Source organism: Legionella impletisoli, from assembly GCF_900639875.1.
Classification (GTDB): Bacteria; Pseudomonadota; Gammaproteobacteria; order Legionellales; family Legionellaceae; genus Legionella_A; species Legionella_A impletisoli.
Window position 1 is genome coordinate 134,822 of sequence record NZ_CAAAIA010000001.1, and the last position, 26,635, is coordinate 161,456.

Genomic DNA, 26,635 nt, shown 5'->3' on the forward strand with positions numbered 1-26,635 from the left:
ATGAAAAATGAAAATAAAGATACCGAACTCGAACAGTGGTTTTCAACCTACGGCTTACTAACTGCCGAACGAATTTTGGGACGATTTAATATTCGATTTGAACATAAGGATTTAATCAGCGCCGTTAAAAATCCCCATAATGTGTATTATAAATTGCTTCGGATCCCTTTAAAACATGTATATACCGGGATTATTATGCAGCAAGCCACTGATTATCAAAGTTATACTCAAAAGCTCTTTGTTGGTTACTTGTTATCTGGCGAAGCCGATAAACCAGAAGATGCGCCTGGTGCAAGTGTTCGAGAGAGTTTAGAAGAGGAACGTGATAATCTAAAACGACTTAATGATGAATTTTCAGAACATGAAACGACTCATAAACGATTGATTGCCGATAGCCAAGCGAGTTTAATATCGCTTGCTAAAGGGTTACAACAAGCTCTTCAGGCAGTATCTGAACAAGTTAAAAAAACCTTCATTCATGATAAAAGCGTTGCTGAGATCAAAAAGTCTATGCAATCGGCAATTGCTCATTATCCAGAGAGCGAGAACAATATGCTGGCTCACGACTCATCCTTTTGGGCCAGTCTGTCTGAAAAGCTAGGTCATCAGCTAGATAATCAAGAAAAAGAGCAATTAAGTCAATTGCTGCAATCTTTTCTAAACTACAGTCATGAGCTGGATCAAGCATTAGAGGGATATAGAGAACAGTGCGATGATATGCTTATCACTATTCGAAACATGCGTACTCAATTTTACGATATGATTTTAAGGGTAAATGAGTTGCTCTCTAATCTTCCTGATTACAGACCAAACCCCGACCGACTTGAAGAAAACCTTGAAGCCTTGCAATTCAATGCTCATCTCGGTGAGTAACAAAGTAAAGAGTCAGGAAATGTTCGTTTCTAACGCTTGACTCTAAGCTCCTAGCCAGTATGTGTTTATTTCGTGTATAATGCGTGTTTTTTATCAATCATATACTGGAGTTACCATGACAACCGAATTAACTTTGTCTATTATTAAACCAGATGCAGTGGCTAAATCAGTCATTGGCAAGATTTATACACGGTTTGAAGAAGGTGGTTTAAACATTGTTGCTGCGAAAATGATGCAGTTAACTCGCGAACAAGCCGAAGGTTTTTATGCAGTTCATAAAGAGCGACCATTTTTTAATGATTTAGTTAATTTTATGATTTCTGGTCCGGTGATGATTCAAGTTTTACAAGGTGAAAACGCCATTACGAAAAACCGTGAAATTATGGGTGCGACAAACCCTAAAGAAGCAGCACCAGGCACTATTCGCGCTGACTTTGCTGAGAGCATTGATGCGAATGCAGTTCATGGATCAGACAGCAAAGAAACCGCGGCCCAAGAAATTCAGTTCTTTTTTGAGCCACACGAAATTTGCCTACGTAGCTAAAAAGTTGATGAGTTTGTCCTTTGTATGAGAGCCGCATGCATTAGCTAGTGTTTACATACAAAGGACAAAATTAACTTAATGCCATACTTCTAAGCGCCCTTGCTTTAAATAGCGCTTGAGGCAAATTAATATGAGTTGTAGTGATGAGTAACTTAATTAACTTATTGAACTTCAATTACTCGCAAATGCGTCAATTTATGGACGATTGCGGTGAAAAGCCTTATCGTGCACAACAATTGATGCAATGGATTCATCAAGTTGGTTTGTCTGATTTTTCTCATATGAGCAATCTTAGCAAATCGTTACGCGAAAAATTAAGTTTAAAAGCCGAAATTCGCTTGCCAGAATTAGTAAGTTGCCAAAAATCTCACGACGGGACTCATAAATGGCTTTTAAAGTTGGATTGCGGCAATTGTATTGAAACGGTCTATATTCCTGAAGAGACCAGAGGAACCCTCTGTGTTTCATCTCAGGTTGGCTGCGCACTTAACTGCAGTTTTTGTTCTACGGCAAAACAAGGATTTAATCGAAATTTAACGACCGCGGAAATTATTGGTCAAGTTTGGTTTGCAGTGCGAGAATTATCATCCCAACAGGGCATGCATGATAAAAAAGTAACGAACGTGGTCATGATGGGAATGGGAGAGCCACTACTCAATTTTGATAATGTGGTGGCTGCCATGGATATTATGATGGATGATTTTGCTTATGGGTTATCTAAACGTCGAGTTACTTTAAGTACTTCAGGGGTTATCCCTGAAATGGAACGCTTACGAGAGGTTAGTCCCGTTTCTTTAGCCGTGTCGCTTCATGCTCCGACCGATGAGCTGCGCAATATTTTAGTGCCGATTAATAAAAAATACCCGCTTAAACAATTAATGGATATTTGTCGTCATTATTTTAAACATGAACCCAAGCGAAAAGTTACCTTTGAATACGTTATGCTAAAAGGTGTGAACGATCAGCCTGAACATGCGGACCAATTGATTAAATTATTAAGTAATGTGCCTGCAAAAGTTAATTTAATTCCCTTTAATCCTTTTCCCATGACCCAGTATGAACGATCATCAAAAAAAACGATCGACTCTTTTCGGGACCGTTTAATGGCTAAGGGTATTAATACCATTACAAGAAAGACCCGTGGTGATGACATTGATGCAGCCTGTGGCCAGCTTGCAGGTGAAGTAAAAGATAGAACGAGTCGCTCTCAAAGATGGCAAAAACTTCATTTTAAGCCAATTGACTCTGCGAACGGCGAAGCGCAATCTTCTAAACAATAATGAATTCATCTTATTCTAGCTAGTGCATAGGAGATACGCGACATACCTGAGTTCAATGTGCCCTAGTAAAATGAAACCAAATCTTTTTTGAATGCATCTTGAATCACGGTTATAATGACCAACCATTTCAATACACTGAGAGTCAGGATTGAAAACGTATTTATTGTTCATCATTACAGCGTTTTTACTCGTAGCGTGTCAGCAAAATAAAGACCCTGCTGATGAACCGATTAGTAAAGAATACAATCGAGCCGATGCGGCGTCTTTTAATACCCAATTAGGGCTCGCTTATTTAAAACAAGGAAATCCTCCCAGGGCTAAGCGAAAGCTTCTTCTGGCGCTTTCCCAAGCACCGGATTCTCCCGGAGTAAATGCCGCCATGGCATATTTTCTTGAAAAAACCGGCGACATCAACGAAGCTCGAACTTATTATAAAAAAGCCATGTCTTTGGCACCCGGAAGTGGAGCCCAGTTAAATAATTACGGAACATTTTTATGCCGACAAGGCGAATATAAACACGCTGAAGAGTATTTTGCTAAAGCGGTTAAAGATGTGAAATATGAAAATACCGCGGCAGCTTATGAAAATGCAGGCCTTTGTGCTTTGGAAATTCCAGATTACCCCAAAGCCAAGCATTATTTTTCACGAGCATTAGAGCAAGACCCTTCCCGCAAGCAATCGTTGTATGAATTGGTTAATTTAGAAATGAAACAAGATCAATATCAGGAAGTGCTGGCTAATTTACAAAAATATCCTAAAATCGCATTGAATGATACGACGTTACTCAAGATTGCTGCAGAAGCCGCAAACAATATTGGTCAATCAGAACTCGAACTAAATTATAAGCAACGGTTACTGCAATTAAATACGTTCTCTGACAATTCCGGAGCAAAAAATGAATACAACAACCATTGAAGAAATAGAAGAACACAGTGTTGATATGCCAGGTTCGCAATTAGCCGCCGTTCGTGAAGCAAAAGGGTTCAGCAGAGAGTATGTGGCTGGTAAGTTGCACTTACGCGTACGTGTGATTGAGCTTTTAGAAGAAGATGATTATGAACATATGCCTGAATCAGTTTTTATCAAAGGCTATATTCGTGCTTACGCAAAATTATTGGAGTTAGACGCTGAGCCTTTACTGAAAGCCTTTAATCGTCTTGGAAAAACGGATAAAAAGAGCGATAAAGCACTCTGGCAAAGCCGCAGACATTCTTCTAATTTGGCTGAGCATGCAGTTAAATGGCTAACCATCGCGTTTGCTGCAGGAGTGATTATAGCCGTATCGCTTTGGTGGCATAAGAATAAAGACAATGAACATTTTTACTCCTCTAACTCAGAAGGTAATAAGGCTGTGGAAAACCAATCTGGATCAGAAGTTCGACTGACGGATTTATCAAAAATGCGCTCTTTACTTTCCAGTTCACAATATAGTAAGTCGGAGAGTTTGAGTGAGTGACAAAATTCAAGCCATTCGTGGAATGAATGATATTTTACCTGATGAAACCTATTTATGGCAGTATCTTGAATACTCCTTTGCAGCTTGCTTAAAACAATATGGCTATCAGGAAATCCGTTTTCCTATAGTAGAGAGTACCCAATTGTTTAAACGAACCATTGGCGAAGTAACGGATATTGTTGAAAAGGAAATGTATACATTTACGGATTTAAATGGGGATAGTCTTACCTTAAGACCAGAGGGAACGGCAGGCTGTGTACGAGCATGTCTTGAACATGGATTACTTCATAATCAACAGCAAAAACTTTGGTACTATGGCCCAATGTTTCGTCATGAAAAACCGCAGAAAGGCCGCTATCGTCAATTTGTGCAGTGTGGTGTCGAAGCTTTGGGAATAGAAGGGGTTGATATTGAATTAGAATTAATATTAATTTGTAAGCGATTGTGGCAATATCTTGGCGTTCAAGAGGCAGTGAAGCTTGAGATTAACTCATTGGGCGAATTGCAAGAGCGTCAGCAATATCGTGATAAATTGGTTGCCTATTTTAAAGAACATTATCATGTGCTGGATGAAGACAGTCAGCGACGTCTGGAAAGAAATCCTTTGCGTATTCTAGACAGCAAAAATCCAGATATGAAAGCACTTATTGCTAAAGCTCCAAAGCTCATTGATGAGTTAGGGCCTGAAAGTAAGCAGCACTTTGAAGCACTGTGCAGTGGCTTGAATGAGCTTGGAGTTGAATTTACGATTAATCCCACCTTAGTTCGGGGGTTAGACTATTATGGTCACACGGTGTTTGAATGGGTTACTGACCAATTAGGAAGCCAGGCAACTGTTTGTGCAGGCGGACGATACGATAAATTAGTTGAATTAATCGGTGGTAAGCCTACACCTGGTATTGGCTTTGCGATGGGTGTAGAGCGTTTGATACTGCTACAAAAAAAGCTGTCCATAGAGCTCGTAAATCGAGCAACGCCTTTGGCATATTTTATTGCCGATGGAAAAGCTGCCACTGAGCGCGCACTTGCGTTAGCCGAGAATTTACGCAATGATGCGCGCAGCACACAATTTATTGTGAATACCACCGGTGGAAGTTTTAAAAGCCAGTTTAAAAAAGCGGATAAAAGCGGTGCGCGATTCGCGTTAATTCTTGGTGCAGAAGAAATGGATCAAAACATAATTGGTGTGAAAGATTTGAGACAAGAAGGTGAGCAGAGAGTCATCCCACAAGACGATCTGGTGCAATTTATACAAACCTATTTACAATAGGGTAGGAGTTTCACATGTCCGTATACATGACAGAAGAAGAACAGATAGAAGCCATTAAGCGCTGGTGGAAGCGATACAGCAATATAATAATCGTTACCATTTCTTTAATCTTACTCGCGATAGCCGGGTATAAGTATTGGTCTTGGCATCAGGGAAAAAAGATTCAACAAGCCTCTGTTGCCTATGAGCATTTAATGGTTGCCTTTTCAAATAAAGACAATAAAAAAATACATTCTTATGCGAACCAACTTATAAAAGAATACAACGATACGGTCTATGCAGATGCTGCGCGCATGACGTTAGCGAAGTTATTTGTGACCAATGGAAAATTTAAGCATGCTGAAGAACAACTTCAACAGGTTGCAAATAAATCTAAAATGCCCGCTTTACAGCAAGTAGCCAAAATTCGTTTAGCTAGAATCTTATTATCACAAGCACAATACGACCAAGCAATTAATAAACTAGAGCCTGTTATTGATGCCTCGTATAAGCCAGTGATTAATGAACTTAGAGGAGACATTTATGCCGCAACTGGAAAGTATCCGCAAGCGGTTGCTGCTTATCGCAAAGCAATTAATGAGTCTCAATCGCAAGGAATAGGTAATCTTTTCCTGGAAATGAAAACCAATGAACTCGCGGCATTTACCCATTCTTTAAATACCGATGAAGAATTGAAGCAAGCTGCTTAGAAGCTGGATTTAGAGGTTAGAAGAGTTAATATGATTAAAAAAAGTTTAATGCTTTTTAGTGTTTTGTGTATCCTGCAAGGATGTTCAAAAGTTGATGACTACATGCTTGGAAAAGACAATACACCCAAGCCTGAAGCATTAGAGCCGCTCAAGTCTAAAGTACAACTTGTGCAGAAATGGTCAACTCAAGTCGGAAGTGGCTCAAAAGCATCAATATATTTAAAATTAAGACCAGCAATCCAGGATAATATTGTATATACCGCCGATAACAGCGGCGTGATTCAAGCTCTCGATAAAGCAACCACGAAGCCATTGTGGGTTACTCAACTAAAAGAAGGTATTGTGAGTGGTCCTGCACTAGGTCAGGGATATCTTGCTGTAGGCACTAATGCTTCGAATGTGGTTTTACTTGATCAAAAAACTGGGAAGCAACTCTGGTCTACTGAAGTTTCAGGTGATGCGCTTGCAAAGCCAGTGATCGCACAGGACAAAGTAATCGTCAAAACTATCGATGGCCATCTCCATGGTTTAAATCTACAAAATGGCTCTGAAGATTGGGTGGTTGATCATGGTGCACCCAATTTGGTTTTAAAAGCAAGCTCCACACCTGTGGTGCTAGATAAGCTGGCACTCGTTGGTTACTCTGATGGCAAGCTTGATGCCGTCGATCTTCAAACCGGTGCATTATTATGGCAACGAGGCATAGCATATGCCAGTGGGTCAAGTGATGTAGAGCGCTTAGTGGACATTGATGCGGATCCAGTTGTTCGTGGTAGTGTAGCCTATCTTGCTACTTATCAAGGATATGTTGGTGCTTTTTCTCTGGTCGATGGCCAATTTATATGGCGTAAGCCAGCTTCAACCTATAAGAATATTGCACTCGATGATCAGGCGCTTTATTTAGCTGACAGCGATGATGTGGTTTGGGCTTTTGACCTTAAAAATGGGCGTGTGCGTTGGAAGCAGCCTGCTTTAAAAGCGCGCTCACTTACTGAACCCGTGTTAATGGGTAACCGGCTCTTAATTGGCGATAAAACTGGATTATTGCATGTGCTCTCCACCCAAAACGGTGAGTTTCTTTCACGAAAACAATTAAATGGTCCAATTTATACTGGCCCTATTGTCTCTGGACATAATCTTTATGTTATGACTGGCAATGGATTGTTAAATCAGCTGACAGTGAGCTAAAGTATGATCCCGGTAATTGCTTTGGTTGGTCGTCCTAATGTTGGGAAATCCACTTTATTTAATCGCTTGACACATTCACAAGATGCTTTAGTGGCTGATTTCCCTGGGCTAACACGTGATAGACAATACGGCGATGCTTTGTATCATAATAAGTCTTACATTGTAGTGGATACTGGGGGCATTGGCGTTGAAGATCTGGATGTGGATGCTTTAATGTCAAAGCAATCGGATGTTGCCCTTATCGAATCTGATATCATTTTTTTCCTCGTGGACGGACGTACAGGTCTCACACCAGTTGACGTAGACATTGCTGCTCGCCTAAGAAAAATTAATAAGTCAGTCTACTTAGTTGTTAATAAAACAGATGGAATTAATGAGGAAGTCGCTCGTGCAGAATTCCAGGCCCTTGGATTTCCTGAAGTACATGCGATCTCTGCAGTTCATAATCGAGGAATAGGGAGTTTATTATCTATCGTCACCGAGGATTTTCCTGAAACAGAAATAGAAACGAGCGAGGATAGCGATTCTATCAAGATTGCTTTTGTGGGAAGACCTAATGTTGGTAAATCTACCTTAATTAACCGAATGCTTGGCGAAGAGCGCGTTGTCGTTTATGACATGCCTGGCACAACACGTGATAGCATTGCTATTCCTTTTGAACGCGATGATCAAAAGTATGTTTTAATCGATACGGCTGGTGTCAGGCGTCGTGGTCGAATTGATGAAAAAATTGAAAAGTTTTCAATTATTAAAACCTTACAGGCTGTTAAAGAGTCTCAGGTTTGTTTGTTAATAGTCGATGCAAAAGAAGGACTAACGGATCAAGACTTGCATTTATTGGGGTTTATTATTGAGGCTGGGAAAGCCTTAGTGATTGCGATTAATAAATGGGATGGTCTGGATGAAGAACATAAAGATCATATTAAAGCGGAGATTAACCGGCGGTTGCAGTTTGCCCAATTTGCTAAGATTCGATTTATTTCTGCTTTGCATGGCACAGGCGTCGGACATTTGTTTAAAGATATTGGTCAAGCCTATTCCTCAGCCATGCAATCTTTTTCTACCCCTAAATTAACCCGTTTGCTTCAGGATTTCGTAGCACAACATGCACCTCCGCTTGTCAAAGGGCGACGCATTAAGTTGCGCTATGCTCATGCTGGGGGGCATAATCCTCCTATTATTGTGATTCACGGCAATCAGCTTGAATCCTTACCAAACAGTTATAAGCGTTATTTAATTAATTCCTACACAGAGCAGCTTAATTTAATTGGTACACCGCTTAAAATTGAATTCAAAGGTGGGGAAAACCCCTACAAGAACAAAAAAAATAAATTATCCGAACGGCAGATTAAACATAAAAAACGTTTAATTAAACACATTAAAAAGTTTAAAAAGAAGTAGTATCGACTTAAACACGAGTTTAACTACAGAGGCTTATCTAAGCCTCTAGCGATCTTAGTGCATAACATGGATAAGACTCATGGTGGTATCCCAAACGATTAAGGACGATAATGATGACGAACCAGGTAGAGATACTTGATCAATATATTCAATATGACGGGTATTTGAAATTATGTCAGTATACCTTTGAGATTTCTAACCCCGATTCGAATAAATCAACATCCATTCGTCAGTCGCGAGAAGTTGTAGTGACATCTGACTCGGTTCATGTACTTTTATATTCACCTAAGATTGATAGCTTTGTGTTTTGCGAAGAATTTCGACCTGGCGTCTTTGCGAATTCAACCGGTGATGATCCTTTTTTATTTCAATGTGTTGCAGGGACGATTGAAGAAGGTGAAACTCCAGAAGAAACAGCCTATAAAGAAATCAACGAAGAAACAGGAATCGAAGCTAATCATTTGGTTTCAATTTCAACTGTGTATAAAAGCCCTGGGATGTTGTCCGAAAAGTCGCATTTATTTTACTCTGAGCTAAGCAAAATTCCTGAGCCGGGCGTTTATGGCGTGGAGGATGAGGCAATTAAAACGCATATTGTTTCTAAAGAAAAAGCTTATCAATGGATGGATAAAGGAATAATACGCGATGCAGCGACGTTATTAACATTATATTGGTTTCGACTTAATAAGATTTAAGATTGGCTTGAGCAGTACGGTTCATGATCTACAAACTCCCATCCCTCCGTATCTGGCGAGCTCGATATAGAGCTGTGCAACCTGTAGCGAGAGGAAGTCAATGCATTATTGTGACTCACTGGAGTGCTTTCCTCACGTTCCACCACAATATAATCTTCCCAAACGGATAGCTCTATCTCAGTATGATTTCGTGGTTGTTCTAGTTGTGCTAGTTGTTCAATCCGTGCTTTTAAATAGACAACTACATTTATAAACTCCGGATCAGTAATGAGTTGTAGGCCTAGACTGGTGATGACTCTCGGCGTTCCTGAAACTTTTTCAGCAAGAGCACTCGTCACTCCGGGTATATAACTTGATAATCGAATGGTACGGTTTTGACTTAATGACTCAAGCGTGTTTAGTACAGTAAGAAAGGATTGTTTAAGTGCAGGCCAGTTGGATTTTATAATGGGATCATTTAAAAAAGAAGGTAGATCGTGTAATAGCTTAGGTAAAAATATTCGAGCTTTAGGGTTGGTAATTACCCACAGATGTAAGGCGCGAACTTCTTCCCAAGGAAGATTTTTTATGGCTTGCTTTAAGCCTCCAACTTGATTTCCTGGTAAAAGAGAAGGCACTTTTGTTTTTAATCCAACAAGTAAAGCATCAAAGACGAATCCTATCGTTGATTGAAATAAGTGAATGGGATCGGGGACTCTGCGCGTTAGGGTAATCGGTGGATTAGGTAAGGTTAAATGAGCTGCCACGTTCATATGAGAGATGAACAGAAGTTGTTCAATGGTACTGGCGTAGTAGGATTGAGGGATCCTCGTGAGTGTTTCTAACACGCTATTAATTACCCTAGCACTTAGGGCATGTCCTATACCTAAAGATAATGCTAATTCAGAGTGCTGACTCAAATAGAGCACCTGATGGCGATTACACATTTCAGGCAACGCAACAGAGACCAAATAACGACCATTATGGTACGTTGAAAGAAAGGAAGCTAATAGATTCCCTGCAAATGGAAGATACCGAATAGAGTAGATGGCCAGTTCAGTAGAGTAGTAGGTCACGATATCTCTTAATGATCCTTGAACAAAGCGCAATGTTGAGCAATGCGCATCACTGCAAATCGTCATGAGCGGGGATGAGCGATTTTGATTGAACAAAAGGGGGGCTTCTAACGTAACAATTGCCGTTCGAACAAAGAGTTGAGAATTTTTACGAACTTTAAATAGCCAGGTGGCAACCTCAAGCAGGTGCAACCCTGTTTGCAAAACAAGTGTTCCTGGAAAAGTGAATTGGTCATTTTCCTCAGAAAGATATGCGTTGCCATGCTCTTGAATAATCTGATTGCCATAAGTGACTAAAACTAATGGAATTAAGTCCTCATAGGTAATCCTTAAAATATGTTTTGCAGCTGTTTTTGTCGAGTCGTGAGCAACAAAAGATTTGGTTACATTCGGCAGCGCTTTACTTTGTTCAAAGAGATAATGCATGGTTTGGTAGGAATAGTCAGTTACAGCCGTTAAGGGGTCTTTCTGTAACATCCTTTTTCCCCAATTTATAAGCTTTTCTAACCACCTCATTCCTGATCCCTTACTCCAGTAACGCCATTTTCATACACTTTTTGAACTATTAGAGTCTATAGATAGATGAAAGATAGGGTCAAGTATTTTCTTGGATCTCCTCAAAATGGAAGCACAGGTCGTGTTTTAAACCACCCAGTAATGCTGTATCTCATGTTGGTTGTGGGAAGCACTTCATGAGGTAATTCACTATTGAAACAAATCATTCTATTACCGACAGGTTGTACAGTGGCTAACAATTCATCTTTTGGGTTATAAATGGATAATTCGCCACCATGCTCAGGCAGCCAGTTGGTGTTTAAGTAATAAACGCAGGATATTTTTCGTTCTTGAGTGGTGATAAATTGATCGATATGTTTTTTGTAAAATGAGCCAGGAGCATAAGCAGCAAAATGGGCTTCAAATTCAACTAAACTTAAAAAAAAAGCCTGATTAAGCAGATTTCTAATCATTTCAATTGCAGCCATATAGGCTTCAAGTCCTACATGATCAGAGAATGAGTCCAGCCAATAGATATGATCGCTGCGTATGGCTCGTTTTTGTTGAACATTCTCGTTATTTCCAATTTTAGCTAAACGAAAGTGACCTAATTGGTATTTTGTTGCGATGGCTGTAAGAAGATCCTGGTAATCGGATTCACCTAAAAAATTATCAATAATGTGAAATCCATATTGGTGAATATCATCTTCGAAAGACTGAGTGTTCAATTTTTATCAAAATCAGTAAGGGTGTGATATTCTATAGAACAAAGTGAAAAACACCAATAGCTGTTGATAAAAAAAACGATTAAGGGCGAATTGTGCCTGATTTAGGTGCGTGAAAATCCTTGAAATCAATTTCTGAGCGCGTCAGTTTATCGCCAGGCTTAAAGAGATTCCCATCACCATGATATAATTGTCCATCTCCATTCGAATAAGCTAAGACCTTATTTGTTTTCTCATCCACTACAATAAAGGAACGATTTTTACTCGCTTGTTGCTGAAAGAAATCAATAGCTTTTTCAGGCGATGGAAAATCAAGTTTTAGTAATCCTTCTTGAGCTACAGGTCTTTGCTTTGCAAACTCACCAACGAAGTCCATATAATCATCAATCACGGCTTTAAATTCTTCGGTTTCTTTAGAAGAAGCTTCATCAGAGTGCAATGTATATGGATAAGACTTAGTGGGCGTTCGCTTGTTTAACATAAGCTCTCTAAATTCTTGCTCTTCTAATTGCGAGCGCCTTTCCTTTTCACGCAGTTCATCGAGGCGTTTTTTCATTTCTTTAACCATAAATTGTTCCTGGCCTGTTAAAGTCTTTGCGATTATGAGTATAGCATAATACTTATGTCTATTATTAGGATTGTCGACTAAGACTTCCGAGTAAAAATTTAGCATCATAAGGAGCAGCACAGGATTTTGTGTTATCAAAATAACAAAATATCGACTTTCCTTCCTCTTGCCAATTCAGAAATTTTTGCGCATACCCTGCAAGAGTTCGGCCATCGTAACGTCCTTGGTAGGGTTCCTTTTCAGGGCCATGGAGTCTTACATAAATCAAATCACTGGTGATTATTTCGGGAGATTGATAACCTTTAAAATCATAAAAACATAACGTTATATTGTTTTTTTGGAGTAACTCATACACCTTATCGCAAAACCAACTTTTATTTCTAAACTCAAACGTGTAATGATACTTATTAGGTAAGTTATTAATAAATTTATTTAATCGTTCAAGATCCAGCTTCAAATAAGGCGGTAGTTGAAATAGCACGGGGCCTAATTGTTGCTCAAAATGTTTAAGTGTTTTGAGAAGATGATTAATCGGTTCTTTCGGGTCGCTTAGTTTTTTCATATGTGTGATATAGCGGTTTGCTTTACAAGAAAACAAGAATGTTTTAGGCGTTTTTTTCCGCCAATCTTGTATCTCGCTTGGGGATGGTAGGTGATAAAAACTACTATTTAATTCAACCGTGTTGAAATGATTAGCATAGATCTGTAAATGAACCTCCTTACCATTAGACTTAGAATAAAAATCCTCATCCCAGTCATCATAATTCCATCCAGATGTACCAATATATATTTTTCTCTTACTCATGATTAACCTATGAATTGAGTTCGTCAATAGTTCTTAGCAAATGTATTGGGCTTTTTATAAGAAAATCAGGATTATATGTTTGCAGTATGCATTCGGAGTTATATCCCCAGCAAATGGCGCAACTTTTTATATTTACTTGATTAGCGGCTTCAATGTCTCTTGTTTCGTCTCCAATATATAAAGCATTATTCAAATTGATCTTATAATCGGCAATAATTTTTCTTAAACCTTTTGCTTTCCCAAAAATTGTGAATAAGCTTGAAATAGATGAGAAGAAGTGATGAATTTCATGATTTTTTAAAAATTCATTAATATTCTTTGTCGAGTTTGATGAAGCAATATGTAATCGATGTCCTTCTTTATTTAAGGTTTTAAGCGTTTCTTTCATATCGGGTGCTAATGGCAATGAATTGATGTTTCGACGAATTTCAGACCGAATTTCTAATATCAAAAAGGGAAGCTTCAGTAAGGAGATCCCTAGACTTGGAATGACCTGATCAGATGGTAGATTTCTTAATTCATCAAGAGTAAGTTGATTTCGAGCGCTCGCACAAAGCGCTTTAAATACGATATCGCCTGAATCTGCTAATGTACCATCAAAATCAAAAAGAAGGTCCATGTATAAATTCCCTTTCTTCGCTTGTTAAAATTTAGAAACGATTCTCCATATTGTCAAATATAAAAACAATCCGATGAGAATAATAACAGATTAAACGCTTGGCTCAGAGTGTTCTTACCTCCGAGCCAAGCAATGTCTAAACGGCGTAGGCAGCGGTGGTGGAAGGAGCGGGTGAGATTACATGTTCATAGGCTTCGACCAACTTTGGGTGATTCGTTGCGGCTAAATCTCCTTGATGGGTGAGCCAACCCAAGGAAACTAAAATAGAACGCGTGCGATAGCCTTTATCTTTTAAGCCATGATAAAAAACATCTTCAAGTTTTAAATGAGGGTCGAGGTAGTTAATCCTGGAGTGCCTGAAAAAACCAAAGCATGCACCTTTATCATCCTCTAACTGCTGTCCATAACCTTCTTTGAAAATGTGTAATAACGATTCATGGGGAGCAGTAAAATGATAATTTTCACTCGCTTTTAGTTGGAATTTATCCGCGAGGACCTCATGGACTGTAGACGTTGGATGAACGTCATCCCAAAACATATAACCATCGTTATTCGTTGCATTTACCTGATGTTTTATCTCTGGAAAATCGAGTGAAACACCATGTGTTTTTAAGGCTGGACTTAGCTTATAGGTTTCTGGATGCTGATAGGCATCACAAAAAATCGTGTTCACATCAAATAGATCAAGAGAAATATCGGGATATGATTCTTTTAACAACTGGATCTGACTAGATAATTCTTGATTAAAATACTCACAAACTTGATGTGCGTTTTTTCTAATTTGCTCGTGGTGATTAACATCCGGTACATACGCTTTTAATAATTCAGGATTTTGGAATCGAGGTGTTAACGATAAATCAGGCAAATTAAATAACATAAAATTTCGATAGCCTTGTTCATACAAAGCTTGAACGTTTTGGATTCTAGCCTCGATAGCACTTTGGGCTTGCTCTTTGGCTTTTTCTAATCCATCAGGGTGATAAATATTCGAATGAACCGTAATCAAGTCATTTGCGCCAGACCATTCGATAATTAACGATTTATCTTTGTGCTTTTGCTCAATGCCACGTGCTTCATCATCTTTAAGTAGTAAGGCTCGTTTTTGAGCTAAATTTGCTAAAATTCTAGATTTAGCATCGACTGAAATATCCGCTGAAATATTTCCACTCCAGTCATACGAGGTTAGTCCACCTTCATTATAATTTCTCATAAGATCCTGGTTACAAAATTGTACTTCACGGTAATTACCTATTACATTTTCGTTAATCATTTCTTCTGGAGTATTTATATCCTGATGTTTAATGGTAATACCTTTTTTTGCCAGGGCGTCATGTCGTTTTTTTTCATATTCTTCTGTATATTGACCATATAACTCGATGGCTAAATCATCATCCCAAACAAGACCGTTTCCAAACCGACCTAACCTAGAATGACCTTTCAAGCCGCTCAATCCTGCCATCGGGATAAAGCCGAATAATTTACGATGATCCATTGTACCGCGGTCAGATAAGCTATCCCCTAAGGTGATAATATGTTGTATTTCTTTAGGCATTTGATTCAGTCCTTTATTAGTATTTAAAGCATTATCACTAATATTCAGAATTTCTCAAAGCTAAAAAACTGTATTTAAGCACCCAATGCATTCTCACTGAGAACTTCTATACTTAAGTCAAACAGGCTTAATCTGGTTAAAAAAGGAACTCATTTCATGGCTAAAAAGGATTTGGCGCATTATCAGAAAAAACGTGATTTTCGTAAGACCCATGAACCTAAAGGAAATTCTAAAACCAAGGAATTCAATCGTATTTTTGTCATTCAGAAACATGATGCCAGCCAATTGCATTATGATTTTCGCATGCAAATTGATGATGCATTAGTATCCTGGGCTGTTCCAAAAGGACTTTCAACAGCTGCGAACGAAAAAAGACTTGCAATACGTACGGAAGATCATCCCTTAGAATATGCCAAATTCGAAGGCGTTATCCCTGAAGGAGAATACGGAGCTGGCACAGTTATGGTTTGGGATTTTGGCCATTACGAACCTCTAGTAGATAACGAGGAGCATGAAAAATCCATGTCGGATGCTTTAAAAGGAGGTTCTTTAAAATTTCGTCTTGATGGTGAAAAAATAATGGGTGGCTATGCTATGGCTCGAATAAATCAAGACAAGGATGAAGAAGATGAACAATGGGTTATCTTTAAATTGGAGGATGATAAAGCCGATGCTAGGAGAAACCCAACCAGCACCGAGCCTAAATCTGTGCTAACAGGTCGGTCAATGGATGAAATTGCTAAAGAAGAGGGTGATGATGAATAAATTATTAAATCAATTGCCATCTAATCTGAAGAAAAAGCTTGAAAAAAGAGGACAAAGCAAATCCATTGATCCAATGCTTGCCACACTGACACACGATTACTTTTCAGATGAAGAATGGATGTATGAGCGCAAGTTAGATGGAGAGCGTTGTCTTTTGTACAAAAAAGATGATGAAGTGAGTATGATTTCTCGTAATCACGAAGAGCAAAAAGAATTTTATCCAGAAATTGCAAACGCCTTAAAAAAGATGTCTGGTAATTTTATTCTTGATTGCGAGTTGGTTACCTTTGATAAAAAAGTTACAAGCTTTGAGCGTTTACAACATCGAATGCATGTAAAAAATCCTGATGAAAACCTATTAAATAAATATCCGGTCTATGCGTATGTATTTGATTTTTTATACTACGATGGATATGGATTAGAACAGTTACCTTTGCGAAAGCGAAAATACTTACTAAAACAAGCCTTTCATTATGAATCTCCTATTCGATATTTGCCACATCGAAATCAAGAAGGAGAGCGTTATTTAAAGACAGCCTGCGATAAAGATTGGGAAGGATTGATTGCAAAAGACGCTACCTCGTCCTATGTACATAATCGTTCAAAAAAATGGTTGAAGTTTAAATGTGTGCATCAACAAGAATTTGTTATTGGAGGTTATAGCGATCCCCAAGGCGAACGAATAGGGTTTGGTGCTTTATTGATTGGGTATTATGACGAGGAAGAACTAAAATTTGCAGGACGCGTAGGAACTGGTTTTGATGATGATTTTCTTGAGTTTATGCATAAGAAGATGAAAAAAAAAGAGCAAGATTCCTGTCCTTTTGATGATTATGATGGAACCAAAGAGCACATTCATTGGATTAAGCCAGAACTTGTTGGAGAAGTTGGATTCACTGAATGGACTCAAAACGGGAAGCTAAGGCATCCCCGATTTGTCGGCCTTCGCAAAGATAAAGACGCAAAAGATGTTCATCGCGAGGATAAATCAAATGCATAATTGGAGCGAAAATGAATATTTTAGGCGTTGAGATTTCTCATCCAGATAAAATGCTTTATCCTAAATCCGATGTTTCTAAAGAATATGTTGCGGAATATTTCAATAAAATTTCTTCCTACATGCTTCCTTTTGTTAAAAATAGACCCATTACACTAAAGCGTTATCCAAATGGCATTGATGAAGATGGATTTTTCAATAAACATCGCCCAGATTATTTTCCTGATTATGTTAAAAATTTAACGGTTCCTACAAAAGAAGATCAATCCACAATGAATATGGTGGGTATAGAATCTGAAAAAGCTTTGGTTTATCTCGCAGGACAAGACGTTATTGAATTGCATGTTGCTTTATCGACCATGTCTTCACTTGAAAAGCCGGATCAAATTATTTTTGATTTTGATCCATCCGATAATGATTTTGAAAAAGTACGTACAGCGAGTAAGGCATTAAAAAATCTCTTAGACCAATACAATCTTCATAGTTTTGTTAAAACTTCCGGTTCAAGAGGATTGCATGTTCACATTCCTATCGAACCTAATCACACGTTTGATGTCATTAAAAAATTGGCGCGTAATATTGCTCAAAATCTTCATGAGCAATGCCCTGATATCACCACGTTAGAACAAAGAAAGAACAAACGAGGTCAGAACGTGTTTATTGATTTTTTAAGAAATGACTATGCAATGACTGCGATTGCACCCTATTCATTACGGGCAAAAGAGGGTGCGCCAGTAGCAACACCCATCAGTTGGGAGGAAGTTCATGATCAATCATTAACTCCTCAATCGTATACGATTAAAAATATTTTTAGGAGACTTGGACAAATCGATGATCCTTGGGAAAACTTCAACCATTATAATCGTGGAAAAAATTTACAAGAGCTCTTAGATTAATCGCTTTGCAACGATTTATTTATTCAATAAGCGGTTGGTGTAAGCTATCGTCAATGCAGAAACGAGTAACGTTAGATGAATTATGACTTGCCACATCACAGCATCATTGCTTTGTTTGGACGGCTCAATAAAAGTACGAAGCAAGTGAATCGATGAAATCCCTATAAGTGACAAGGCTAGCTTGATTTTCATAGCCCCGGCGTCTAAATGATCCAACCATTCAGGTTGGTCTGGATGAGAATCAATATTTAAACGGGATACAAAGGTTTCGTAGCCACCCATGATCACCATAATAAGTAAGTTAGCAATCATAACCACATCAATTAAATCCAATACGCCCAGCATAATTTGAGTATCATTTGCGGAAGTAATATGAGCCATTAGATGAGCGAGTTCTGCCATAAAGCGATAGACGTAGGCGGTTAGAATAAAAATAAGCCCAAGATAGAGTGGGGCTTGCAACCAACGTCCCATAAAAATAATCTGGCTGATACTGTTTACAAATCGGCGAGACCCATGGTTTAAAAGAGGGGTGGTTTGTTCTAAATACGGCTTTTCCATCGTTTTGCTCTGTTCAATGACGAATCAATACAAGGTGCGATAGTTTAATTCTTACCCGTATAACAAGCAATAGATGAGACTTGGTACCCAAAATTCCTGTCCAACTTGAGGATAGCCATTTCCTGCAAAGATGGCCTGAATGCGTCGTGCCAAGTAGACGTTTAATTCGATCTTTATGCCAAGTTTTAGCTTTGCTCTAGAGTACTCGTTTCATTCAACAGTTTTTTCATCCATCTATGTTCATACCATGTACGAATTAAAACATAAAAAGCTGGGACAAATACCACAGCAAGGCAGGTCGATGCCACCATTCCGCTGGCTACTGCGATTCCGATAGAACGGCGTGCATTGGCTCCTGCACCGGTGGCAAATACCAGCGGCATGACCCCCATGATAAAGGCAAAAGATGTCATTAAAATCGGTCTAAATCTAATTTTTGCACCCAAAACAGCTGCTTCTAAGATGGTTTTACCATGGATTTCACGTTGTTCTCTTGCTACTTCGACAATTAAAATGGCGTTTTTCGCTGCTAAAGCAATCAAGAGCAAGATACCAATTTGCGTGTACATATTATTTGACAATCCTAGAGCAGATAGGGCTATGACTGTCCCGATTAAGGCCAAAGGGACACTAAATAAAATTGAGGCTGGAGTAAACCAATTCTCATATTGTCCAGAGAGGATTAGATACACTAAGATGAGTGACATTAGAAAGATATAATAACTTAAATTACCGGCTACTTTTTCTTGATAAGCGGTACTGGTCCATTCATAAGACATCCCTGAGGGCAAATATTGCTTTGCAACCTTTTCCATTGTATCAATAGCCTGACCCGAACTATAACCTGTTCCAGAAACGCCATTAATGCTACTGGAGGGATACAAATTATAAAGTGAAATGATGGCAGGTCCGACGGTATAATCGATGTCAGTTAAAGTACCTAGTGGTACCATTTCATTGGATTTATTTCGCACATATAGCTGTCTGAGATCTTCCACAGTCATTCGATAGGGCGCATCTGCCTGAACATAGACCTGAAACACCTGACCAAATTTTGTAAATAGATTCACATAAGAAGAGCCTAAATAAGTTTGTAATGTATCAAAGGCATCACCTAAGGTAACCCCTAACGATTCTGCTTTGGTTCGATTAATCGGAGCTTTAATTTGTGGCACTTCTGCACGAAACGAGGTCATTAATCTTTGCACAGAAGGTTGTAAATTTCCTTGGTTAATTAAATAATCGGTAACATCTTGTAATTTACGATAATCAAACGTGCCATCCCGAATTTCAACCTGCATCTGAAAGCCCCCCGATAATCCTAATCCTTGAATTGGAGGAGGTACAATGACCATCACTTCTGCGTTCAAGGTCTTTTGGGCGATGTCGTTAAGTTTTGTATACATGGCACGTAAATCTTCATCCTTACCTCGCTCACTCCAGTCCTTAAACATGACATAAATTACGCCTGCATTAGCTAAAGGCGTGTTGTTGTCTAATAAAGAAATACCATCAATAGCAATAACATTCGCTACGCCACCAAGCTTTGATGTTTCTTTGGAAAGCTTTTCTAATACTTTTTCAGTACGATCTAACGTTGCGCCATCAGGCAGCAATACATTTAAAATTAAATATCCTTGGTCTTCAATGGGAATAAAGCCTGTTGGGATTCGACTCAGTCCAATGATGGCAATAACCACGAAAATAGCGCCGATGATGGATGCTTTTTTACTGTGATGCACGAGTCGATCAATTAATCGGGTATACCAAGCTTCTAAAGGATTATAAAATCTATCAAAGGTTCGGAAAAATATGTTTTTTTTCTTGTTGGGATCAATTGGTTTTAGCCACATCGCGCATTGCGTAGGTTTTAATGTCATCGCATTAATCGCACTAATAAACGCTGTGGCAGCGATCACCAAAGCAAATTGCGCATACATTGAACCAGTTAGCCCAGGCATAAATCCTGCTGGCACAAAGACGGCCATAAGTACAAGAGTTATTCCTAAGATAGGGCCAATCAGTTCTCTCATGGCTGTAATGGATGCTTGTTTTGGAGGCATGCCTCGCTCAATATGCTGAGAAACGCCTTCAACAATGACTATCGCATCATCAACGACGATCCCAATCGCCAAAACCAAAGCAAACAAGGTCAACAAGTTAATGCTAAATCCCAAGGCAAGCATGGCAATAAACGCGCCAATGATGGTTACCGGCACCGTAGTCGCTGGCACGAGCGTTGCTCTAAAATTTTGTAAAAATACAAGAATAACAATGAGTACTAAAATACCCGCTTCAAAGAGTGTTTTGTATACTTCATTTATTGATTCTTCAACAAATACCGTGGTATCAAAAGGAATAGAATATTTTAAACCTGGCGGAAATTGCTTGGACATTTTCTCAACGGTTTTTCGCACTTCTTCAGCCACTTCTAATGCGTTTGCACCAGGCAGCTGGAATATACCGATAGCTGCTGCTGGTTTATTGTTTAATTTTGCAAGTTGGCTGTAATTGGACGAACCAAGTTCAACACGACCAATATCTTTTATCCGAATAATTTGAGCACTCGTGCTTTTGTTAGCACTCTCGTCGGCTTGAGTAGGTATGGTTTTGACAATAATATTGGCAAATTCTTCTGGATTGGTTAGTTGCCCAGGAACATTGACCGTTAATTGATAAGGTTCCGAACCAATCGTAGGGGGAGCTGCAATTTGGCCGGCTGAGATTTCCTTATTTTGTTCACTTATCGCATTAATGATATCGCTTGGATTTAAAGAATAGGCATACAGTTTTCTAGGATCAAGCCAAATGCGCATGGCGTAATTACCTGATCCAAATACAATCACGTTGCCCACTCCAGGGAGTCTCGATAGCTCATCTTGCATATTAATGGTGGCGTAGTTATTTAGAAACAAGCCGTCATATTCATCATTTTCGGAGGTGAGTGCGACAAACTGCAAGATGGCAGTAGATTTTTGCTGTACTAAGACACCTTGTTTTTGCACCGACATGGGCAATTGTGCCATGGCAGCTTGGACACGGTTTTGCACAAGCATTTGCGCTAAGTTTAAATCAGTGCCAATTTCAAACGTAACAATTAAATTGTAACTGCCGTTATTGGTGCTGGTAGACTGCATATAGAGCATGTTTTCCACCCCATTGACTTGTTGTTCAATGGGGAGGGCAACGGTGTTAATGAGTGTTGACGCATCGGCTCCAGGGTAGGTCGTAGACACCTGAATCGTTGGTGGCACAATGGCAGGATATTGTGCAACAGGTAAAATATAAATTGCAATCATACCCAGAAAGACGAGCAGTATGGCAATAACGTTTGCTAAAACGGGGCGATTAATAAAAAATTCAGAAATCATACTTATTGTTTCTCTGTTTTAGGTGTCACTTTGTTCCCTGGCGTTGCGAACTGCAATCCTGAAACAATGACCTCATCATTGGAGTCGAGTCCTTTAATAATTGCATGCATTCCTTGTTCTTTGGCCCCAGTTTGAACACGTTTTTGAACCACCTCTTGATTGCTGTTTACTGTCAAAAGATAAGGACCAATCTGATCGTAGAGTATGGCCGTATCTGGAACAGTTAATTCTGGTTTAGGCTTAGAAATTGGAATTCTCACTGTGACAAATAATCCTGGCAATAAGGTAAAATCTTTATTTGCCAATAAGGCTCTGAATTCTAATGTGCCGGTGGACGCATTTAGTCCAGTACTTACGTAATCTAGTTTTCCCTCATGTGGGAATCCAGTCTCACCTTGCATTTGGACATAGGCTGGTATTGTATTTATCTCTGATGGCTTAAATCCTGCAGCACGTGCGGCTTGTCGAAGTTTAATCACATCCAGTTCGTTTAGATTGAAATAGACATAGATAGGACTGATTTGTTCAATGGTGGCTAATTCAGTGGCTTCTCCATGACCAACTAAATTGCCAACATCAACCAAATGGCGGCCAATTCGGCCATCGAAAGGTGCTAGTACGTGTGTATAGCCATAATTGATTTTTGCGTTAACAACATCTGCTTCAGCTTTATCAATTTGTGCTTTGGTTTCCTCGACTTTAGCTTCCCATTTTTCAACGCTATTTAAAGAGGTTGCGTTTTGTTTGTACATTCTTTTTTGGCGCTGGTACTCAGATAAGTCATAAGCATAAGCAGCTTTTCGAGCTTCGACTGTCGCTTGAGCCGATTTAAGCTGCTCTAAATAGGGTTCCGGTTCGATGATAAAAAGCAAATCGTCCTTTTTTACTAACGTTCCATCAGTAAATTTAATAGCCTGCAAATAGCCTTGTACACGAGCCACTAAATTCACGGAGTTATATGCTACGACCGTTCCCGTCTGAGTAACGTATTCTGTCATAGGCTTTAAATCGGGTTTTTGAACAATGACCGTGGGAGGGGGAGGAGTAATGATTTTATCTTTTGTTAAGGATCGTGCGAGCCAATCTACAATAAATACAACCACGATCACAATGATGATTAGTTTGAGAACTTGTTTTCGTTTAACTGAATCCATATTATCACCAATTTGGTAAATACAAATCTTGAAGTTGTTTCGCTTTGGTTAATGGGGGCTGATGATTTTGCTGTAATAGCAAATTACCCCAGTTTGTGCGGGCAGCCATGACCGCTTTAACTCGCTCAGGTACAATGTCATTACATTTTCTAATTTGCCAGCCACCGCCCAATGAACGATATAACGCAATAAGTGCTTTGGGTGTTTCGCCTTTAGCAGTAGCCAAGGAAGTTTCTACACTTAACTGCTGACGCTCTGCATCTAAAACAGTGGTGAAATCCGCTTCACCCTCTTTATACCGAACCATAGCCAATTTAGTGGATTGAATGGCCGCGCGATTCGCAGTTATAAGAAACGACTGTGTTTTATTTGATTCAGTAAATTTCGTAATGTTGTCTTGTACTTCTTGCTGGGCTTTTAAGACCAAGTTCAAATAGTTAAATAGAGATTCTTGAAAGACGGCATCTTGAGCTCGAACTGCATTAGTAATTTGGCCATAGTTTAAAATGGGCCAGTTAAATCCAGGACCTGCGGTAACATTTCGATTCGCCCAATTAAATGTTTCGCTTAAGGAATTAGTTCCGATTGTGTTAGCAGCAAACGCAAAAGTCCCCGTTAAGGAAAATGAGGGAAACAAATTAGCCTTAATTGCACCAATCGATTCGGACTGCGCAATGGCTTCAAGCCGTGCTTGATAGATGTCTGGGCGTTTTGCGATGGTTTCTTTGGGTATGCCGACCGCCACTGATAATGGTGCTTTAGGGATCCCTGGTTTTGCACTGCCTAAACAAGCATCCATTCGATCGGGTGTTGTACCGAGCAATACGGCGAGCAAGTCCTTTTGTTGCTGTAGATCGCTTCGGTATTTAGGCAGTTTAGATTGAGTTTGAGATAGTTCTGCCTGAGCTTGCTCAACATCTAAAAGGCTGGTTTCACCGGCTTTAAAACGTGCTTTCGCTAACTTAAGGCCTTCAGCTTGAACGCGTATATTCTCTTTCGTGATCTGGATTAATTCCTCATTCATTCTAATATTGACGTAAGTTGATGCAATATCAGAAATTAGCGTAACTAAAGCATTATCATAAGCGGCAAAAGACGCTAAAAAAGCAGCATCGTTTGCTAAAATAGCGCGGCGGTATTTCCCCCAAAAATCAATTTCCCAGCTTGCTGTGGCGCCAACCATATCCGTCCAAAAATTGCTTGGAAGCAAGCTTTGCAATGACCCCCCGCCAATTCGGTTGTAGGTTAAGTTTCCCATGAGCGCTTGTTCTTGTGGATACAGCTCCCCAACCGATTGTGCTAATTGCGCGCGAGCTTGAAGCACTCGCATAGCAGCGCTTTGTAAAGATAAATTGTTGTGATACCCCATCGTAATTAATTTGGTCAAAGTCGGATCGTGGAATACATTCCACCATGAGGCTTCTTCTTGCCGCGGCTTATTTTTTATTTCTTTGACAGATTGATTGTGATTTACCCATTTCTGAGCAATAGGTACTCTGGGTTCGCGGTAATTGGGGCCAACCATACACGCAGTTAATAAAACACATAAAAAGGCAATCAATGTCTTTAACATATCCCTCGCTTAAGACAAGTATTTCAATTACTTGAAAATACTATACACCTCTCTTATAAAAATACGAGAATTATTTTGTATTTTACCTAGGAACATGTTTACCAGCTCCGGTTTCTGAGAAAAAACTTGATTCGGAGGGGTTTTTATTTGGCGCAGTGCTTTTTCTAGAAAACATTCTGGTGAGGAAATTGTTTTTTCTTTCTGGAGAAGTATGTTTTTTGGGTGGCTTTGAGCTATCACAAGCGCGTGCCATAGTAGGGGACCGCAAAGACTCGGTTACGGATACGATGCGAAATCCTTGTGAAGCCCCCTTATTTGAAGAAGCATTTGTGTTTAACGGTCTTGGATAAGTTGAAGTGGCAGGGCTTGAAGGAGTATCTGGGCAAGAATGTAAACCCAGTTCATTTTGATGTTTTCTTAAAGCCTCAGTTATCAATACCATGCGTTGAAATTCATCAGAAGCTCCTTCAAAAGGAGGCGCTGAAGCAGGATAAGAAATAAAGCCTTGGGAATTATTTGGCCAGGATTCAAAGTTTTGAAGTTTTCTTTCAATCAGTGAATAAGAATGTTGGGCATTCAAGTTTATCATCTCCATGCAAGCTAATTTGACTAGGAATCGAACCTGTCTTCATTATGCCCTGTATTATGGGGAATAATTTATTTCTAAGCTAGTTGTTTGTGATAGAATCGCGCCCTTACATGAATCAAATGCGCTGTATTTATCTCTTATTTTATTAAAAATCATAAAAAAACAAGAACTAGGAGTTTAAAACGCGACTTGCCATTATCAGTAGTGTGATGGCTTTAACTTGTTTTAGTGCCGTTGCAAGTCAAAATATTGTGATTCTTTCTGGTACTCCAGGGGACTATATTTCTCAAGGCAAAACAAATGTTTATAGTGATATCCAACTGTTGTCTACCAATAAGAATGGCGTATCGTTTACTTTTTCTAATGAAAAAGAAGAAATGATGAGTGCAGATTTTATAGCTCCTGGTCATCAAATGTTGCAAAAAGGTGTTTATGACTTTGCGAGCCGATTCCCATTTCAAGAGGATTTCCAGCCAGGGATGAATATTAGCGGAGCAGGGCGGGGATGTAATCAATTAGGCGGTAAATACATAGTTCGAGATGTTCATTATGACACAAATGGAAATTTAAAAGACCTCGCCGTTGATTTCATCCAATACTGTGAAAATAGAACGGCCTACCTAACAGGAACCTTAAGATACAACTCGCTAGAGCCTATTTATTTCCTAGAAAAATAAGGATTTTGAAGTATGCATAAGTGGGTTAGGTCAAATGGCCTAACCCGCCAAGGATAAGTTGTAATTCAACCTATGGTATCAAACGACCTTCTTCAAAAAAAGTAACTTTTCCTGTACGAATATCATGCATGCCGGCTACGATTCCTACTTGACCGTTCGTGATTAAATTTTGAATGATTGGGCTTTGCTGTTGGATTTCACGCGCCACATGCAAGGCATTATCTTTAGCAATTAAATTCACTAATTCTGGTTTAGAGCAACTTGAAAGACCACTGTCTTTTTTAGCAGGTTCCACTAGAGGTGAAATTTGATCAAGCACATGGTTAAGATGTCCTAGTTGCACACCTTCACAAGCGCCTCTGACTGCTCCGCACGAAGTATGACCTAGAACAACGATAAGTCGAGCGCCAGCTGCTTTCGTTGCAAACTCAAGGCTCCCTAAGATATCTTCATTTAAGATATTTCCAGCGACTCTTAGTGTAAACATATCAGCGAGTCCCTGATCAAAAATAAATTCAGGCACACTTCGCGAATCCATGCAATTTAATACAACTACCCAAGGGAACTGTCCATAAGAAGATTGCTTTGCTTGAGCTAGGTAATTTCTTTGCAGTAATTTATTATTTAGGAAACGCTCATTGCCTTCTTTTAGCCGCTTAAGTGCTTGTTTCGGTGTCATTTGGCTTTGTTTGGATTCGGTTGCGACTTTACTAATAGTGAAAGCCTCCTCCTTTTTATCTTCAGCACAAACGTTTGTAGAGATAGCAATCAATAGCAAGACAGAAAAAAGACTCTTTTTCTTGGTAATTAACATTTCAATTCCTTTTAAAATGATT

At 39.2% G+C, this 26,635-nt stretch carries 26 protein-coding genes; 14 read left to right on the forward strand and 12 right to left on the reverse strand.

The features are described from left to right. The 10 genes from E1O41_RS00635 (at nt 1) to E1O41_RS00680 (ending at nt 9,397) form a co-directional block, all read left to right on the forward strand. Complete coding sequence (locus E1O41_RS00635) at nt 1-873, forward strand: hypothetical protein (protein ID WP_131775375.1); 873 nt, start codon at nt 1-3, stop codon at nt 871-873. 115 nt (nt 874-988) lie between these two features. Next, complete coding sequence (ndk, locus tag E1O41_RS00640; protein ID WP_131775376.1) at nt 989-1,417, forward strand: nucleoside-diphosphate kinase; 429 nt, start codon at nt 989-991, stop codon at nt 1,415-1,417. A gap of 143 nt (nt 1,418-1,560) precedes the next feature. After that, a complete protein-coding gene (gene rlmN, locus E1O41_RS00645; RefSeq protein ID WP_131775377.1) occupies nt 1,561-2,697 on the forward strand; it encodes a dual-specificity RNA methyltransferase RlmN in 1,137 nt (378 codons plus the stop codon). Between the two features lie 148 nt (nt 2,698-2,845). Beyond that, nucleotides 2,846-3,613, forward strand: coding sequence for a type IV pilus biogenesis/stability protein PilW (gene pilW / locus E1O41_RS00650; RefSeq protein WP_188668151.1), 768 nt, complete (start codon nt 2,846-2,848; stop codon nt 3,611-3,613). Further along, nucleotides 3,594-4,154, forward strand: coding sequence for a helix-turn-helix domain-containing protein (locus tag E1O41_RS00655; RefSeq protein WP_131775378.1), 561 nt, complete (start codon nt 3,594-3,596; stop codon nt 4,152-4,154). The genes pilW and E1O41_RS00655 overlap by 20 nt, the downstream gene beginning before the upstream one ends. Next, nucleotides 4,147-5,424, forward strand: coding sequence for a histidine--tRNA ligase (gene hisS / locus E1O41_RS00660; RefSeq protein WP_131775379.1), 1,278 nt, complete (start codon nt 4,147-4,149; stop codon nt 5,422-5,424). Before E1O41_RS00655 ends, hisS begins: the two co-directional genes overlap by 8 nt. A gap of 14 nt (nt 5,425-5,438) precedes the next feature. Then, complete coding sequence (locus tag E1O41_RS00665; protein WP_131775380.1) at nt 5,439-6,113, forward strand: YfgM family protein; 675 nt, start codon at nt 5,439-5,441, stop codon at nt 6,111-6,113. A gap of 30 nt (nt 6,114-6,143) precedes the next feature. Beyond that, nucleotides 6,144-7,301 (forward strand): outer membrane protein assembly factor BamB, encoded by a 1,158-nt coding sequence (bamB, locus tag E1O41_RS00670; RefSeq protein WP_131775381.1) that lies wholly within the window; start codon nt 6,144-6,146, stop codon nt 7,299-7,301. 3 nt (nt 7,302-7,304) lie between these two features. After that, on the forward strand, nt 7,305-8,702 hold the full coding sequence (gene der, locus E1O41_RS00675) for a ribosome biogenesis GTPase Der (protein ID WP_131775382.1): 1,398 nt from the start codon (nt 7,305-7,307) through the stop codon (nt 8,700-8,702). Nucleotides 8,703-8,812: 110 nt separating this feature from the next. Next, nucleotides 8,813-9,397 (forward strand): NUDIX domain-containing protein, encoded by a 585-nt coding sequence (locus E1O41_RS00680; RefSeq protein ID WP_131775383.1) that lies wholly within the window; start codon nt 8,813-8,815, stop codon nt 9,395-9,397. Here E1O41_RS00680 and E1O41_RS00685 read toward each other — a convergent pair. The 6 genes from E1O41_RS00685 to E1O41_RS00710 all read right to left on the reverse strand — a co-directional run bounded on the left by E1O41_RS00685 (nt 9,394) and on the right by E1O41_RS00710 (nt 15,216). Then, nucleotides 9,394-10,929 (reverse strand): hypothetical protein, encoded by a 1,536-nt coding sequence (locus tag E1O41_RS00685; RefSeq protein WP_131775384.1) that lies wholly within the window; start codon nt 10,927-10,929, stop codon nt 9,394-9,396. The genes E1O41_RS00680 and E1O41_RS00685 overlap by 4 nt on opposite strands. A gap of 140 nt (nt 10,930-11,069) precedes the next feature. Continuing rightward, nucleotides 11,070-11,675 carry a 2OG-Fe(II) oxygenase gene (locus E1O41_RS00690; RefSeq protein WP_131775385.1) on the reverse strand — a complete coding sequence of 202 codons (606 nt, stop codon included), beginning with the start codon at nt 11,673-11,675 and terminating at the stop codon, nt 11,070-11,072. A gap of 79 nt (nt 11,676-11,754) precedes the next feature. Next, nucleotides 11,755-12,240, reverse strand: coding sequence for a hypothetical protein (locus tag E1O41_RS11935; protein WP_131775386.1), 486 nt, complete (start codon nt 12,238-12,240; stop codon nt 11,755-11,757). A 64-nt stretch (nt 12,241-12,304) separates the two neighbouring features. Continuing rightward, nucleotides 12,305-13,045: a DUF72 domain-containing protein gene (locus E1O41_RS00700; RefSeq protein ID WP_131775387.1), complete on the reverse strand. Its 741-nt coding sequence runs from the start codon at nt 13,043-13,045 to the stop codon at nt 12,305-12,307. Between the two features lie 7 nt (nt 13,046-13,052). Next, nucleotides 13,053-13,664 (reverse strand): HAD-IA family hydrolase, encoded by a 612-nt coding sequence (locus E1O41_RS00705; RefSeq protein ID WP_131775388.1) that lies wholly within the window; start codon nt 13,662-13,664, stop codon nt 13,053-13,055. A 136-nt stretch (nt 13,665-13,800) separates the two neighbouring features. After that, complete coding sequence (locus E1O41_RS00710) at nt 13,801-15,216, reverse strand: SGNH/GDSL hydrolase family protein (RefSeq protein ID WP_131775389.1); 1,416 nt, start codon at nt 15,214-15,216, stop codon at nt 13,801-13,803. Nucleotides 15,217-15,372: 156 nt separating this feature from the next. Between E1O41_RS00710 and E1O41_RS00715 the strand changes: the two genes are divergently transcribed. The 3 genes from E1O41_RS00715 to ligD (E1O41_RS00725) are packed head-to-tail and all read left to right on the forward strand — an operon-like array spanning nt 15,373 to nt 17,874. Beyond that, nucleotides 15,373-15,981: a DNA polymerase ligase N-terminal domain-containing protein gene (locus E1O41_RS00715; protein WP_131775390.1), complete on the forward strand. Its 609-nt coding sequence runs from the start codon at nt 15,373-15,375 to the stop codon at nt 15,979-15,981. Beyond that, nucleotides 15,971-16,981, forward strand: coding sequence for a non-homologous end-joining DNA ligase (gene ligD, locus E1O41_RS00720; RefSeq protein WP_207384495.1), 1,011 nt, complete (start codon nt 15,971-15,973; stop codon nt 16,979-16,981). Before E1O41_RS00715 ends, ligD (E1O41_RS00720) begins: the two co-directional genes overlap by 11 nt. An 11-nt stretch (nt 16,982-16,992) precedes the next feature. Beyond that, entirely contained in the window at nt 16,993-17,874 is an 882-nt protein-coding gene (gene ligD / locus E1O41_RS00725; RefSeq protein WP_131775391.1) for a non-homologous end-joining DNA ligase, read from the forward strand. A 15-nt stretch (nt 17,875-17,889) separates the two neighbouring features. On the opposite strand, the gene E1O41_RS00730 is transcribed toward ligD (E1O41_RS00725), so the two are convergent. The 5 genes from E1O41_RS00730 to E1O41_RS00750 all read right to left on the reverse strand — a co-directional run bounded on the left by E1O41_RS00730 (nt 17,890) and on the right by E1O41_RS00750 (nt 25,113). Further along, nucleotides 17,890-18,435 (reverse strand): TIGR00645 family protein, encoded by a 546-nt coding sequence (locus E1O41_RS00730; protein ID WP_131775392.1) that lies wholly within the window; start codon nt 18,433-18,435, stop codon nt 17,890-17,892. 185 nt (nt 18,436-18,620) lie between these two features. Further along, nucleotides 18,621-21,806: an efflux RND transporter permease subunit gene (locus E1O41_RS00735; RefSeq protein ID WP_131775393.1), complete on the reverse strand. Its 3,186-nt coding sequence runs from the start codon at nt 21,804-21,806 to the stop codon at nt 18,621-18,623. 2 nt (nt 21,807-21,808) lie between these two features. Continuing rightward, nucleotides 21,809-22,960, reverse strand: coding sequence for an efflux RND transporter periplasmic adaptor subunit (locus E1O41_RS00740; protein ID WP_131775394.1), 1,152 nt, complete (start codon nt 22,958-22,960; stop codon nt 21,809-21,811). Nucleotides 22,961-22,964: 4 nt separating this feature from the next. Continuing rightward, nucleotides 22,965-24,533 carry an efflux transporter outer membrane subunit gene (locus E1O41_RS00745; protein ID WP_131775395.1) on the reverse strand — a complete coding sequence of 523 codons (1,569 nt, stop codon included), beginning with the start codon at nt 24,531-24,533 and terminating at the stop codon, nt 22,965-22,967. A gap of 82 nt (nt 24,534-24,615) precedes the next feature. Next, nucleotides 24,616-25,113 carry a hypothetical protein gene (locus E1O41_RS00750; protein ID WP_131775396.1) on the reverse strand — a complete coding sequence of 166 codons (498 nt, stop codon included), beginning with the start codon at nt 25,111-25,113 and terminating at the stop codon, nt 24,616-24,618. Nucleotides 25,114-25,331: 218 nt separating this feature from the next. On the opposite strand from E1O41_RS00750, the gene E1O41_RS00755 reads away from it, so the two are divergent. Then, nucleotides 25,332-25,799: a hypothetical protein gene (locus tag E1O41_RS00755; RefSeq protein WP_131775397.1), complete on the forward strand. Its 468-nt coding sequence runs from the start codon at nt 25,332-25,334 to the stop codon at nt 25,797-25,799. A gap of 70 nt (nt 25,800-25,869) precedes the next feature. Here E1O41_RS00755 and E1O41_RS00760 read toward each other — a convergent pair whose 3' ends face one another. Next, nucleotides 25,870-26,613, reverse strand: a complete 744-nt coding sequence (locus tag E1O41_RS00760) for a carbonic anhydrase family protein (RefSeq protein ID WP_131775398.1) — start codon at nt 26,611-26,613, stop codon at nt 25,870-25,872. Nucleotides 26,614-26,635 lie beyond the last annotated feature (22 nt).

Bases quoted from the DNA above. Each gene is read 5' to 3' on its own strand.
- E1O41_RS00635 (WP_131775375.1), top strand. From the start codon at position 1: ATGAAAAATGAAAATAAAGATACCGAACTCGAACAGTGGTTTTCAACC.
- ndk (WP_131775376.1), top strand. From the start codon at position 989: ATGACAACCGAATTAACTTTGTCTATTATTAAACCAGATGCAGTGGCT.
- rlmN (WP_131775377.1), top strand. From the start codon at position 1,561: ATGAGTAACTTAATTAACTTATTGAACTTCAATTACTCGCAAATGCGT.
- E1O41_RS00655 (WP_131775378.1), top strand. From the start codon at position 3,594: ATGAATACAACAACCATTGAAGAAATAGAAGAACACAGTGTTGATATG.
- E1O41_RS00665 (WP_131775380.1), top strand. From the start codon at position 5,439: ATGTCCGTATACATGACAGAAGAAGAACAGATAGAAGCCATTAAGCGC.
- bamB (WP_131775381.1), top strand. From the start codon at position 6,144: ATGATTAAAAAAAGTTTAATGCTTTTTAGTGTTTTGTGTATCCTGCAA.
- der (WP_131775382.1), top strand. From the start codon at position 7,305: ATGATCCCGGTAATTGCTTTGGTTGGTCGTCCTAATGTTGGGAAATCC.
- E1O41_RS00680 (WP_131775383.1), top strand. From the start codon at position 8,813: ATGATGACGAACCAGGTAGAGATACTTGATCAATATATTCAATATGAC.
- E1O41_RS00685 (WP_131775384.1), bottom strand. From the start codon at position 10,929: ATGTTACAGAAAGACCCCTTAACGGCTGTAACTGACTATTCCTACCAA.
- E1O41_RS11935 (WP_131775386.1), bottom strand. From the start codon at position 12,240: ATGGTTAAAGAAATGAAAAAACGCCTCGATGAACTGCGTGAAAAGGAA.
- E1O41_RS00700 (WP_131775387.1), bottom strand. From the start codon at position 13,045: ATGAGTAAGAGAAAAATATATATTGGTACATCTGGATGGAATTATGAT.
- E1O41_RS00705 (WP_131775388.1), bottom strand. From the start codon at position 13,664: ATGGACCTTCTTTTTGATTTTGATGGTACATTAGCAGATTCAGGCGAT.
- E1O41_RS00710 (WP_131775389.1), bottom strand. From the start codon at position 15,216: ATGCCTAAAGAAATACAACATATTATCACCTTAGGGGATAGCTTATCT.
- E1O41_RS00715 (WP_131775390.1), top strand. From the start codon at position 15,373: ATGGCTAAAAAGGATTTGGCGCATTATCAGAAAAAACGTGATTTTCGT.
- ligD (WP_207384495.1), top strand. From the start codon at position 15,971: ATGATGAATAAATTATTAAATCAATTGCCATCTAATCTGAAGAAAAAG.
- ligD (WP_131775391.1), top strand. From the start codon at position 16,993: ATGAATATTTTAGGCGTTGAGATTTCTCATCCAGATAAAATGCTTTAT.
- E1O41_RS00730 (WP_131775392.1), bottom strand. From the start codon at position 18,435: ATGGAAAAGCCGTATTTAGAACAAACCACCCCTCTTTTAAACCATGGG.
- E1O41_RS00735 (WP_131775393.1), bottom strand. From the start codon at position 21,806: ATGATTTCTGAATTTTTTATTAATCGCCCCGTTTTAGCAAACGTTATT.
- E1O41_RS00740 (WP_131775394.1), bottom strand. From the start codon at position 22,960: ATGGATTCAGTTAAACGAAAACAAGTTCTCAAACTAATCATCATTGTG.
- E1O41_RS00745 (WP_131775395.1), bottom strand. From the start codon at position 24,533: ATGTTAAAGACATTGATTGCCTTTTTATGTGTTTTATTAACTGCGTGT.
- E1O41_RS00755 (WP_131775397.1), top strand. From the start codon at position 25,332: ATGGCTTTAACTTGTTTTAGTGCCGTTGCAAGTCAAAATATTGTGATT.
- E1O41_RS00760 (WP_131775398.1), bottom strand. From the start codon at position 26,613: ATGTTAATTACCAAGAAAAAGAGTCTTTTTTCTGTCTTGCTATTGATT.